11 protein-coding genes are annotated in these 11,346 nt (G+C 49.9%); 6 read left to right on the top strand and 5 right to left on the bottom strand.

Going from position 1 to position 11,346, the window contains the following annotated elements; translation table 11 throughout:
- Positions 1-189: 189 nt before the first annotated feature.
- The 3 genes from Q4579_RS07405 to Q4579_RS07395 all read right to left on the bottom strand — a co-directional run bounded on the left by Q4579_RS07405 (position 190) and on the right by Q4579_RS07395 (position 2,101).
- Positions 190-846, bottom strand: coding sequence for a DUF4145 domain-containing protein (locus Q4579_RS07405; RefSeq protein ID WP_089202936.1), 657 nt, complete (start codon positions 844-846; stop codon positions 190-192).
- A gap of 649 nt (positions 847-1,495) precedes the next feature.
- Positions 1,496-1,777 carry a peptidylprolyl isomerase PpiC gene (ppiC, locus tag Q4579_RS07400; RefSeq protein ID WP_250684625.1) on the bottom strand — a complete coding sequence of 94 codons (282 nt, stop codon included), beginning with the start codon at positions 1,775-1,777 and terminating at the stop codon, positions 1,496-1,498.
- 87 nt (positions 1,778-1,864) lie between these two features.
- The gene (locus Q4579_RS07395; protein ID WP_303562884.1) at positions 1,865-2,101 is read right to left on the bottom strand and encodes a hypothetical protein; all 237 of its coding nucleotides are present in this window, start codon (positions 2,099-2,101) and stop codon (positions 1,865-1,867) included.
- Positions 2,102-2,290: 189 nt separating this feature from the next.
- Between Q4579_RS07395 and Q4579_RS07390 the strand changes: the two genes are divergently transcribed.
- The gene (locus tag Q4579_RS07390; protein WP_303562883.1) at positions 2,291-3,937 is read left to right on the top strand and encodes an ABC-ATPase domain-containing protein; all 1,647 of its coding nucleotides are present in this window, start codon (positions 2,291-2,293) and stop codon (positions 3,935-3,937) included.
- 329 nt (positions 3,938-4,266) lie between these two features.
- Here Q4579_RS07390 and galE read toward each other — a convergent pair whose 3' ends face one another.
- The gene (gene galE / locus Q4579_RS07385; protein WP_303562882.1) at positions 4,267-5,286 is read right to left on the bottom strand and encodes a UDP-glucose 4-epimerase GalE; all 1,020 of its coding nucleotides are present in this window, start codon (positions 5,284-5,286) and stop codon (positions 4,267-4,269) included.
- A gap of 196 nt (positions 5,287-5,482) precedes the next feature.
- On the opposite strand from galE, the gene Q4579_RS07380 reads away from it, so the two are divergent.
- The 3 genes from Q4579_RS07380 (at position 5,483) to Q4579_RS07370 (ending at position 7,603) form a co-directional block, all read left to right on the top strand.
- Complete coding sequence (locus Q4579_RS07380; RefSeq protein ID WP_303562881.1) at positions 5,483-6,007, top strand: NUDIX hydrolase; 525 nt, start codon at positions 5,483-5,485, stop codon at positions 6,005-6,007.
- 127 nt (positions 6,008-6,134) lie between these two features.
- Positions 6,135-6,389, top strand: a complete 255-nt coding sequence (locus Q4579_RS07375) for a helix-turn-helix transcriptional regulator (RefSeq protein ID WP_368501968.1) — start codon at positions 6,135-6,137, stop codon at positions 6,387-6,389.
- Positions 6,390-6,391: 2 nt separating this feature from the next.
- Positions 6,392-7,603, top strand: coding sequence for a type II toxin-antitoxin system HipA family toxin (locus Q4579_RS07370; protein WP_303562878.1), 1,212 nt, complete (start codon positions 6,392-6,394; stop codon positions 7,601-7,603).
- Between the two features lie 196 nt (positions 7,604-7,799).
- Here the strand turns inward: Q4579_RS07370 and Q4579_RS07365 are convergent, their stop codons facing one another.
- Positions 7,800-9,152 carry a D-serine ammonia-lyase gene (locus Q4579_RS07365; RefSeq protein WP_303562877.1) on the bottom strand — a complete coding sequence of 451 codons (1,353 nt, stop codon included), beginning with the start codon at positions 9,150-9,152 and terminating at the stop codon, positions 7,800-7,802.
- A gap of 409 nt (positions 9,153-9,561) precedes the next feature.
- Here Q4579_RS07365 and Q4579_RS07360 point away from each other — a divergent pair, with 409 nt between their 5' ends.
- Positions 9,562-10,470, top strand: a complete 909-nt coding sequence (locus Q4579_RS07360; protein ID WP_303562902.1) for a triacylglycerol lipase — start codon at positions 9,562-9,564, stop codon at positions 10,468-10,470.
- Positions 10,471-10,473: 3 nt separating this feature from the next.
- Positions 10,474-11,334 carry a lipase secretion chaperone gene (locus Q4579_RS07355; protein ID WP_303562876.1) on the top strand — a complete coding sequence of 287 codons (861 nt, stop codon included), beginning with the start codon at positions 10,474-10,476 and terminating at the stop codon, positions 11,332-11,334.
- The last annotated feature ends 12 nt before the right edge of the window (positions 11,335-11,346 follow it).

Raw genomic sequence — 11,346 nt, 5'->3', positions numbered from 1 at the left:
GACCGAATGTAGAGCGGCAGTCCCAAACCTTGCATTACCTGACGCTGTTGTTGACAACCGGGGGAGTCCATGTAGCCGCATTAAGGGGTGAACAACGCGACCACCCAATTAAAACATTGCACCATAAAACACTAAATTTGACCTAGAATGAAAATTGCCAAGCGTTGTGAATCCCTCTTGAATGCTTTGTTATGCCACATAGTTGATAAGGAATGATTCAATATCCCTGATCATATTTTTGACATCTTGTTCAGAGAATAGCTCAGGCTTGCCATGAGCAGCACTATTACGGATATCAGCAATAGCAGTGATCTGCTTTTGTTGAAGTTTATTGTATATACCTGCTTTAGCTAGTTGAGAGTTCATAGTGTCCAGCTTTCCATGTGCAATTTTATTGCTGGTACATAAATCACGTAATGCCGTTTCAAGCACAACGCCCGCAATGACTGCTGATGCTAACTTGTATCCATTATCCAATAACTCCTGTGCTTGCTCTAGCTCACTTTCAAACACTTCAGCTTGAACAAGTTGCTTTAGCGAAGTTAAGTAGCCGCCCTCAAAGTCTTCTTTTGCAGCCTCAAAGATCGCACCTATACGCTTTTTGACATCATAATTGGATTCCATGGTTTGGTAGTCTTCGCCTTTTACAAAAGCGATAAAGTGTTGTGACTGTTCCCCACAAGCTGTTACCAACAAGTTCTTTACCTTAACTTTCCAACTCGTAAGCAACTCATCATTTACTCTTGGGACTGAACCATACAGACCATCCACCATATGTTTGGTTGCTTCAATAGTATCTAACTGATCTTGCAGTTCATTAAAACGCTGTGCTAATTTTTTATTCATTTTTTTCTCCTAGCCCAAATCCTGCCGTGTGGCATAACATTTTATTCAACGACACCATGTCGTATAACTCTGTCATATAACTCTTTCAATCAGAAACAACTTAAGTAATTGATTAAATTGAACTAAATTCGATTAACCAGATAAACCTATCAGTTAGATATACGACATCATGTCGTATATCCTACTCAATCTGCTTCTTCTAACCAACTGATATGCCATACTTTTCTTGTATTTTATGACTGACCCCAAAAATCAGCGTCGCTTCGACTTGTGAGAAAAGCGACATCGGTCGCTTAGTCAGTAGCAAGAAGCCATAGAATCGAACTCGCTCTATGGATTTCCGCCTGCGCGGGGATGACGGTAAAGAATTGAATTATAAATAAATTATTTGAATTTTGGCGTGTATCTTTAAAGCAGGAATCAAAAGTTCGATACCGGCCTCTCCCCCAGGGAAAAATTCAGGACGAATGTTTCGGTTGTCGGCGCCGGGAGCGCCTACAACCGACCCGAACCACACCAGAGAAGAAAAAGGCATTTCTGGGTACTCTTTTTGCCTCAAAAGAGTACCTGGCGCGCTGAGTACAATGTGAAGGGATGCTCCAGACTCAAGCGCGACATACAAACGAATTCAAAAGTGCCAATGCACCACTTACGTGCGATATAAAACCTTGATGACATGGTACCCAAACTTGGTTTTCACCGGGCCGATTGGCTCGAGGACTTTGCCGGTGAACACGGCTTTATCAAAGGCTGGAACCATGGCGCCTTTTCGGAATTCGCCTAAGTCGCCACCACGCTTGCCAGACGGGCACGTGGAATATTTCTTTGCCAGAGTCTGGAACTTGGCGCCTTTTTTCAGCTGTTTGAGAATGTCGTCAGCCTGTTCTTTGTGTTTCACCAGAATGTGCAGTGCTGCTGCGGTAGAGGCCATGATGCTCGCCCTTTCGTGTCTGAATCTGTTTGGGCGGCAAGTGTGCGACAAATCACAACAACTGGCAAGTGTTCACGTATACCCGGCTCACGGCCAGAAGATCAGGTTGACCATACGCAGAACAATCCCCAGAACGACGGCTGCAACCCCGAAGCGGTAAAAGTTGTATTCTTTCGCCGTCATACTGACTCGTTTATAAAACATCGTGACCAATCCGCCCCAGTCTTTGGTTCGGCGACCATAATTCGCCATGCTGGTGAGGATCAACAGTAATCCGGCGATAAGCAGTGTCCATTCGGCTGTCTTTGCTATGATTTCCAACATGCTGACTCCTTTACTGAGCATGAGCATCAATTCACACGATTACTTTGATCAAGAAGCGGCGCTCACGCTATTAGACCATGGTGGCATAGCAAAATAAGCGGGATCCAGATCACCGAATCACATGCACATCGACTGGCTTTGGTGTAAACTCCTGCCCCCAATGTATTTAGCCAGTGATATCGAGAATTTATGGACTTACTGGAAGCCAGACTCAAAAAAATCGACCGACGCAATTACCGCAGCTATTCCAGCCTGCGTGGTCAGTACAACTTTGTTGATTACGATTTCTTTATCGATATCCCGCAATCGGATCCCTTCGCACCGGCAACCCGCGTTCGAGCGCGTCGCCAGTGGTCGCTGACGGATCTGGCCTGGCTGAAAGATCAGTCGGCGGATTATCAGCGTGCGGCGCGCGATTTTATCGCCCGTCAGTTTGCTGAACTGGCCAAAGAAGTCAACGAAATCCAGATCGATCGGCCGGGACAGGCTGTCCTGGATCGCACAGCAGTCGTCTTTGATGACGATGCCATTGAGCTGCGTTTTCGTGTCGACCTGCCCGCGGATGGGCGCACCATCATCGCCAAAAAAACACTGAGCCTGCTGACATTCACACTGCCGAAAATGATTCGTCGTGCCACCATTGCGCGTGAACTGCCGATGGACGAGCTGCGCCGTCACTGTGAAACCGTCGAAGATCAGGTCGCGCTGCGCGCGCAATTAAAAGACAACAACCTGATTGCCTTTGTGGCCGATAACAGTGTTCTGCCTCGTCTGGCGGGTAACAGCGATCAGCCCATGGCAGATGCCGTGCCTTTTCGCAGCCCTGAAGAACTGGCGATCGAGCTGGAAGCACCGCACGCAGGGAAACTGCGCGGCATGGGCATTCCAACCGGCATTACCATGATTGTCGGCGGCGGTTTCCATGGTAAATCGACCTTGCTGAATGCTGTTGAGAATGCGGTCTATGATCACATACCGGGTGATGGTCGCGAATATATTGTGACGGATGAAACGGCGAGTAAGATTCGGGCCGAAGATGGCCGTTGTGTGCACAGTGTGGATCTCTCCCCGTACATCAGCAATCTGCCAATGGGCAAAGACACGACTTGCTTCAGCACGCAGAATGCATCCGGTTCGACGTCACAGGCAGCCTGGCTGCAGGAATCACTGGAAGCCGGTGCGCAAACCCTGCTGATCGATGAAGATACGTCTGCTTCAAACTTTATGATCCGCGACGAGCGTATGCAGGCGCTGATTGCCAAAGACGATGAGCCGATTACTCCGCTGGTTGATCGGATCGCACTGCTGCGTGATCACCTGAATATCTCGGTGATGCTGGTCATGGGCGGCTCAGGTGACTATCTGGACGTGGCCGATACCGTGATTCAGATGCACAACTATGAAGCAGTTGATGTGACCGCCAAAGCGAAGATTGTTGTGCAATCACACCCGACTCAGCGCCAGCCGGAGGGCAGCGATACCATTGAGCGGCCGCGTACCCGTCAGTTGAATCGCTCCGGGTTGCAGGCGCAGCTTGAAGATGGCAAGTTCCGGATTCAGGTGAAGAATAAACAAAGCCTGCGCTTTGGCCGCGAGTTTGTCGATTTGCAGGCGCTTGAGCAAATTACCGACGCGAGTCAGCTGCATGCGACAGGCTGGTTATGGTGTCAGCTGGCAATGATGAAAGGCTGGGAAAAACAACCTGTGAAAGCCTTCGCCAACATGCTGCATGACGACTGGTTCCGCAGCATGCCTCATTATGGCGACTTCGCGAAGCCTCGCGTTGTCGATGTGATGGCTGTGCTGAACCGGATGCGTAAAGCCGAATTCAAGTAAGCTCAGGCACGCTAGCACCTTTTCAGACGGGCATCCTTTGTATGCCCGTTTTTTCGTCTTCGTTTCATCTGATGTGCTGAATGCTCCCTTCCGGAGCAGCAGTGATCAAAAAACCGCTGGCCGAAGCGCAGCGGTTTTTTACATTCGTGTTGGTTCCGATGCCGAAATGATACCGATCAAAGTCAGTCAATGATCAGAAATAGCGCAGGAAAAATGGTTGAGAACAAGGCAGATTTTCAGATAAGTTGTGATTCTACAATCAAAAAATCTAACGAAGTTATCGAGCATTTAAACAAGCTAGGATGACCAGTGATTGACTGCGATTGGTATTAATGGCTGTCCGGATAACCCTGCGGATTTTGTGACTGCCAGCGCCAGGTATCGGCTGTCATCTGCTCAACCGTGCGGTTTGCGGTCCAGTGCAGTTCCCGCTTCGCTTTGCTTGGATCCGCCCAGCATTCTGCAATATCACCCGGACGACGTGGCGCTATCTGATACGGCACCGCTTTATCTGCGGCTTTGGCAAATGCTTCAACCATCTGCAGCACACTCAGACCATTACCTGTGCCCAGATTGTAGACATGCAGGCCCGCTTCCTGACCTTTGTGCTGCAATGCTGCGATATGACCGTCAGCCAGATCGACAACGTGGATGTAATCACGCACACCCGTGCCATCAACCGTCGGATAATCATTCCCAAATACAGACAGATACTCACGACGACCCACGGCAACCTGCGCAATGAAAGGCATCAGGTTATTCGGAATCCCTTGCGGATCTTCACCCATTTCACCGGACTCATGCGCCCCGACCGGGTTAAAGTAGCGCAGCAGCGTGATGCTCATTTCAGGGTGTGCGTGCTGGATATCCCGCAGACACTCTTCGACCATCAGCTTGCTTCGGCCATAAGGGTTCGTTGCGCTGGTCGGGAAAGATTCCAGAATCGGCACACTGGCCGGATCGCCATAAACGGTCGCGGATGAGCTGAAAATCATGCTGTTGACGCCCGCTTCACGCATCGCTTCAACCAGCACTAAGGTACCGTGAACATTGTTATCGTAATATTCCAGCGGCTTCTGAACGGATTCTCCAACGGCTTTCAGACCGGCAAAGTGAATCACAGCCTCGACATCATTTTCACGGAAGACACGGTCCAGAAATGCGCGATCACGAATATCACCTTCATAAAATGCAGGTCTGACACCCGACAATGTTTCAATTCGCTCCAGGACGGTTTTCTTACTGTTATAGAGGTTATCGACAATAATCGGGGTCATACCGGCTTCAATCATTTGTACACAAGTATGACTGCCGATGTAACCCATGCCGCCTGTGACCAGAACGCGCATAATCTTCTCCTTGTTTGGTCTTGCTTGTTATGCCAACTGCGCTGAAGTATATCAGAGAGTTATACCAATATATCAGCGTTCTGTTTATTTGCTCTGATTCTGACCAGCGCTGTGTATTAACATCGCTTTGATTTCAATCGCTTTCAATCGCTGTTATGTTGGCAGCAATAAATTCAGATTGAATGATCGAGGCTTCATGACAGCACAAACGCTCTGCCAGTGGAAAGGCTTTTCTGTCGAGCAGGACACCCATCAGTTACCGGATGGACGGGACATCACATTTACAACCGTTCGTCATCCGGGCGCAGTGGTGATCGTCCCGATCACAGACTCAGGAGAACTGGTTCTGTTACGGCAGTATCGCCCGGCCATTGGCCGATGGATTCTGGAGTTCCCCGCCGGCACGGTGGAAAAAGGGGAAGACCTGCAAATCTGCGCGCAACGTGAACTAGCAGAAGAAGCCAAATTTGCGGCTGGACACTGGCAACCGCTGGGAGAACTCTTACCTGTTCCGGGTTTTTGCGACGAAGTTCAGCACATTTTTCTGGCCACTCAGTTATCACCTGCGGAAGGCGAACTGGATGCCGATGAAGTGCTTGAAGTACTCACCTTACCCGTCCGTTCCTTTTTAGAAAAAGTGGCTGAGAATGAGATTCAGGATGCGAAAACTCTGGCTGTATTTCTGAAAATGCAAACATTAGGATGGCTCCCCCGCTCCTGAATCTGTTCAGCTCGTTTTTAGTTAGCTATATAGCGAGCAAACATACCGTTATTTACTTTGTTAGCTATATAGATAACTTTTACCGGTGCAACTATACTGTTCGTTCAAACGCGAACAAGGAAACCCGATGTCCAGCAGAGCAGAAATCGGCAACACGATCGCCAAAGCAAGAAAAGCATCCGGTGCGACCCAAAAACAAATGGCTGAGCGCACCGGCATCAACAAAACAACCCTGTCAGAAATCGAAAATGGCCGGTTCACCGGCTCGCTTGATATTTTCGAACGGTATCTGGATGCCGTCGGACTTCAGTTAGAGGTCACGCCCAAACAGCATCAGTTACCCAACTGGGATGAGCTCGACGAGCTCTTTGGGGAAGACTGACCATGACACTCGCACAACTGCCAGGGAAAATTGAACAAATCACGGTTTGTCTTGAAAATGATGCGCTTGGCGTGCTGACCCATGGCTCGGTGCACCATTACCAGCCGACACAAACGCAACGGCATGTCTCGCTGACCATGACCAAGCCAAATCTGGATGGGTATTCTTCCGGCGCACTCCATCCGGTGTTTGCTCAGAACTTACCCGAAGGATTCAACCGTCGTTTCATCGCAGAAAAACTGGCACGTTATGCCCGGGTCAACGATATGTACCTGCTTGCGTTACAGGGTCACAATGGTATCGGCATGCTTGCTTATCAAAGTGACCTGAAACTTCCGGAAGCCGAATCCGTCAGCTTATCCGACATCCTGACTTATCAGGGAAGCACCCCGCTTTTTCCTCAGCTGCTGGAAAAATATTATCTGAGGAACGCGCTGGCCGGTGTCCAGCCAAAAGTCAGTATTCCGAGAACAGACCGGACCGTTGAACAGAAAGATCTCATCGTGAAATCTTTCGACGAAGAATTCCCGTTACTGACCGTCAATGAATACGTGTGCATGGAAGCCGCAAGATTCTGTGGTCTTGCTCCGCCGAACACCTATTTATCGGAGAATCTGGAAACCTTTATTGTGGAGCGGTTTGATAAACCAGAGGGTCAGCGTCTCGGTTATGAAGACTTCACCACGCTGATGAAAAAGCCAAACCATCCGGATGCCAAGTATTCCGGCAGTTACGAGACGCTGCTGAAAGCAACCCACTTATATACCCACAGTCTGGATGAAGTGGAAAAAATGTATCGCTATATTGTATTTAATTGCCTGATCGGCAATGGCGATGCGCACCTGAAAAACTATGCATTGCAATATACACAGGACATGAAACACATTTTTGTGTCTCCGCCATTTGATATCACGCACACCCTGATTTACGACACCATTGACAACAAAATGGCTCTGAAACTGGCCAACAGTAAAGTGTTTCCCGACAGAAACCACTTACTGAAACTGGCCGAATCCACCAGCTTCCGAATCCGGCATGCTGCACAGATCATCGATGCAACGGCCCAGGGCATTCTGGATTATCTGCAGCACACCCATGAAGCCGAACTCATGCCCGGGCTCAAAGCGTCCATTGAAGCGGCGGTGTCTCAGGCCATGACATCAGGCTACAGTACGAAATCCTACCGGCATGATAAGAAACGAAAGTTTGAATAATACCAATCAAAGTAAGTCAATGATCAGAAATAGCGCCGGAAAAATGTTTGAGAACAAGGCGGATTTTTTAGATAAGTAGTGATTCTACAATCAAAAAATCTAACGCAGTGATCGAACATTTTAGCAAGCTAGAATGACCAGTTATTGACTGCGATTGGTATAAGCCACCGCATCCGGCTGTTCACTGTCATCGCAGTCACTCTGAGGACAGACCCGATCCAGATGAGGCTTGTGCCAGATATTTTTCCATTTCCTCGGGTGGCACCATGCCGCCCCCTGTCGCCCAGACCAGATGTGTCGCTTGGTGTAACCGTTTTTCGCTCATCCCGATCCGACCTTGATAAGGCGCATCCTTCAACACATGAATCACCCCAGGCATCCCCGCCAATGCCGAAGGTTCCAACTGAATGCCTTCAGACTGATTCAGTTTCCCCAGCCAGTGATACATCTGCGCATCACTCAAGGTGTAATAACCATCAATCAGCCGTTCCATCGCCCGCCCCACAAATCCTGAAGGCCGGCCGACCGCTAAACCATCCGCCGCAGTGATGTTATCAATCCCCAGATCCTGAACAGCGATCTGGTCATGCAATCCCGTATGCACCCCCAGCAACATACAGGGAGAATGCGTGGGTTCCGCAAAGATGCAGTGGACGTGATCGCCAAAAGCCAGCTTCAATCCGAACGCAACACCACCCGGACCGCCGCCCACACCGCAAGGCAGGTAAACAAACAGCGGATGCTCGGCATCAACCAAGATACCTTGATCACCAAACTGCTTTTTCAACCGCTCTCCGGCAACGGCATAGCCCAGAAACAGCGTTCTCGAATTTTCATCATCAATGAAAAAACACCGCGGATCTTGTTCCGCCGCTTTTCTGCCCGCCTCCACGGCGACGCCATAATCCTGTGCGTATTCAACGACAATGACACCGTGCGAACGCAGTTTTTCTTTTTTCCACTCGCGGGCATCTGCCGACATATGTACCGTCACCGTGAACCCCAGTTTGGCGCTCATGATGCCAATCGACATCCCCAGATTCCCTGTCGATCCAACCGCAATGCTGTACTGGCTGAAGAAACGCCGGCATTCGTCTGAATCAAGTTTGCTGTAATCATCCGCTTCAGTTAACAATCCCGCATCCATCGCCAGCTTTTCAGCATGGGTCAGCACTTCATAAATACCGCCACGGGCTTTGATCGAACCGGAAATAGGCAAATGACTGTCCTTTTTCAGCATCAGTCGTCCTGATATCGCTTGGCCCTCAGCCCGATCCAGTTCCGCTTTCATCGCGGGAATTTCAATCACCTCAGATTCAATCATACCACCCGCTTGCGCCGTTTCAGGAAACACCACCTTCAAATACGGTGCAAATCGGGTCAACCGGTCACTCGCCTCCTGAATATCTGCTGCGGTCAGGCCCACATACGGCAACGCGTCATTCAAAGGCGTCACATTGGGGTTAAACCAGCACACTTCATCCAGTGCCTGCAGGGATTTCAGTAAGGGAAATTGCGCGGTCAGGGTGGATACATCAATCATGGTCATCGTTCCTTCAGGGATATCGCGTCACTCCGGATCATGGGCCGATTCTATGAGGCATCCATCGAAATACAAAGCAACCTTCATCAAACCAGTGACATCTGCACAAGAAATCCCGGTTTCATCTATTCCCCCATCCCCGCCAATACCACGCGGAAACGGAGAGGCGGCCCCAGAAAGTTACTTAAATGTAAAATTTACAATCAATGTATATCAAAACTTTTAAATGGAATATGCGGACAAAAATAACCCAAGTTGCATCAAACACATCCGTTCAACGCATTGAAACCAGCAATGGATCACATTTTGTTAACATTTCCGTGCACGCATCTGATTTCGTATTAACCTTTCACTCATCGGAGGTCTAACAAGGAGAGATACATTGAAACGATTCATTCCCCTGCTCATCTGCTGTGTGGTCGCATTCAGCACTCAGGCCAGCAGTACCCCCTCAGGCGTCTCGCAGAAAGGTTATACCGAGACAAAGTACCCGATTGTGCTGGTTCATGGCTTATTTGGCTTCGATTCCATTGCCGGGATCGATTATTTTTATGGTATCCCGCATGCCTTGAATAAAGACGGTGCGAACGTATTCGTGGCTCAAATCTCTGCAACCAACAGTTCCGAGCTGCGAGGTGAACAACTGCTGGCTCAGGTGGAAGATGTGCTGGCCATTACCGGCGCTGAAAAAGTCAATCTGATCGGCCACAGCCACGGCGGACCGACAGCCCGTTATGTTGCCTCGGTCGCACCGGAGATGGTGGCCTCAGTCACCAGCATCGGCGGTGTCAACAAAGGCTCCCGGATCGCTGACATTGTCCGGGGTTCAGTCCCGTCGGGTTCTGTTCCTGAAGGCATTGCGGTCAAGCTGGCTGAAGGTTTAGTCACCATGATTAACCTGTTATCCGGTGGCAGTGATTTACCTCAGGATCCGCTGGCATCTCTGGCTGCCCTGACCACAGAAGGATCCCTGGCATTCAACGCGAAGTACCCGGAAGGCCTACCGGCAACGGCTTGCGGTGAAGGTGACTATATTGCAGACAACGGCGTCTATTACTACTCGTGGACTGGCACCAGCAATTTCACCAATGCGCTGGATCCGTCGGATGCTGCCATGACCGTACTCGGCATCGCTTTTCAAGAACCCAACGATGGTCTTGTCGGCCAGTGCAGCACCCATTTAGGGAAAGTGATCCGCAATGATTACCGGATGAATCATCTGGATGAGATCAACGGCCTGCTGGGCATTACTCATTTGTTCGAAACGGCACCGACAACACTTTATCGCCAGCACGCCAACCGCTTGCAGCTGCAAGGATTATAAATCATGAAAAAGACCGTACTTTCAATCATTGGTGTTGTCGTGACTGCAGGTGCGGTCTATACCGACACGCAACAGACCTCCGAGCCACCCGCTGTCCGGGTGGCCTCTCAACTGGATACACAGATCGACCAGGACTCCACCCGGGATACATTCGATTATTTTCTGTCAGGCATCGGAGAAGCCGATCTCGACACCCTGCGAACGCACTTTCTGACATACAACGCAAACCAAGCCAAAGCTTACCGCCATGATGAAGCTTTATTCGAGCAATTTGTTCAGTACCGGGCTGCGCTGGAAGCGCTGGATCCGGGCAACATGAACGCACTGGACATCGAGGGCCTCCGCTTTCTGAATGACCTGCTGCTTCAGACACAACGTGAATTCTTCAGTCAAGAGGAACAACAGCTTCTTTTTGGCGAAGAAAACCTGCAACGTCAGCTGGCACTCAGAAAACTGGAACTCCGTGAGCAAACGCGTGATCAGGCGGATTTCCTGAATGCCTGGCAACAAGAGTTAGATGCCTTACCGCCCGTGATGGCCGACAGTTACCGTCGCTCCAGCCTGCTTGCTCAGCTTGAACACGCAAAATCCATGGATCCGCAGGACCAGTTTCTGACCCGGCAGGCATTGGTTGGCCCGGAAGCAGCAGAGAGACTGGCGCAGGTCAGTCAGAAACGTCTGGATTTTCAAAATCGGCTGGCGCAGTATTTCGAACAATACGACAGTCTTCAGGGGGACTTCAGCCTTTCTGAAGCCGACCGCCAGCTAGCCATCCATACGCTCCGGGAAAGCAGCTTTTCAGAAAGCCAATGGCGCCGGGTGCAGGCGCTGGAATCAATCCGTCAGACTGAGCAGGCAAATTAAAAAAGCCCCGGC

This window comes from Photobacterium sp. 1_MG-2023 (assembly GCF_030547945.1).
Lineage (GTDB): Bacteria > Pseudomonadota > Gammaproteobacteria > Enterobacterales > Vibrionaceae > Photobacterium.
The sequence above is the reverse complement of the archived record's forward strand: the minus strand, read 5'-3'. Positions and strand labels throughout refer to the sequence as shown.

Coding starts and splice junctions, on each gene's coding strand:
- ppiC (WP_250684625.1), bottom strand. CDS start 1,777: ATGGCCTCTACCGCAGCAGCACTGCACATTCTGGTGAAACACAAAGAA.
- galE (WP_303562882.1), bottom strand. CDS start 5,286: ATGCGCGTTCTGGTCACAGGCGGCATGGGTTACATCGGCAGTCATACT.
- Q4579_RS07375 (WP_368501968.1), top strand. CDS start 6,135: ATGTCCAGCAGAGCAGAAATCGGCAACACGATCGCCAAAGCAAGAAAA.
- Q4579_RS07390 (WP_303562883.1), top strand. CDS start 2,291: ATGGACTTACTGGAAGCCAGACTCAAAAAAATCGACCGACGCAATTAC.
- Q4579_RS07380 (WP_303562881.1), top strand. CDS start 5,483: ATGACAGCACAAACGCTCTGCCAGTGGAAAGGCTTTTCTGTCGAGCAG.
- Q4579_RS07405 (WP_089202936.1), bottom strand. CDS start 846: ATGAATAAAAAATTAGCACAGCGTTTTAATGAACTGCAAGATCAGTTA.
- Q4579_RS07365 (WP_303562877.1), bottom strand. CDS start 9,152: ATGACCATGATTGATGTATCCACCCTGACCGCGCAATTTCCCTTACTG.
- Q4579_RS07395 (WP_303562884.1), bottom strand. CDS start 2,101: ATGTTGGAAATCATAGCAAAGACAGCCGAATGGACACTGCTTATCGCC.
- Q4579_RS07355 (WP_303562876.1), top strand. CDS start 10,474: ATGAAAAAGACCGTACTTTCAATCATTGGTGTTGTCGTGACTGCAGGT.
- Q4579_RS07370 (WP_303562878.1), top strand. CDS start 6,392: ATGACACTCGCACAACTGCCAGGGAAAATTGAACAAATCACGGTTTGT.